This window comes from Streptomyces sp. SID12501, from assembly GCF_010550245.1.
Classification (GTDB): domain Bacteria; phylum Actinomycetota; class Actinomycetes; order Streptomycetales; family Streptomycetaceae; genus Streptomyces.
In genome coordinates this window covers 1-397 of sequence record NZ_JAAGLU010000977.1, presented here as the reverse complement: position 1 = coordinate 397, position 397 = coordinate 1, and the positions used below count along the sequence as shown (strand labels likewise).

Here is a 397-nt window from a genome sequence, read left to right as displayed (position 1 = left end):
TTCGTACGGGACGCGCTGCCGGACTACATGGTGCCGTCGGCGTTCGTCGCGCTGGACGTGCTGCCGCTGACGGGCAACGGGAAGCTGGACCGCAAGGCGCTGCCCGCGCCCGACTACGGGCAGCGCTCCACCGGCCGGGCGGCGGACGGTCCGGTCGAGGAGCTGCTGTGCCGGCTGTTCGCCGAGGCCCTCGGGTTGGAGTCCGTCGGCGTCGACGACGGCTTCTTCGACCTGGGCGGCGACAGCATCCTGTCCATCCAGCTCGTCAGCCGGGCCCGCGGGCAGGGTCTGACGATCTCCGTCCGGGACGTGTTCGAGCACCAGAGCGTCGCCCTGCTCGCCGAGTCCCTGGCCCGGGCGGACGGGGAGCGGCCGCAGGGCTCGGACGCCGAGGTGT

The 397-nt window shown here is 73.3% G+C and carries 1 protein-coding gene; it reads left to right on the top strand.

From position 1 onward, the window contains the following. The coding region (locus tag G3I71_RS49430) for a phosphopantetheine-binding protein (protein WP_164325527.1) at positions 1–397 on the top strand (397 nt) is incomplete at both ends.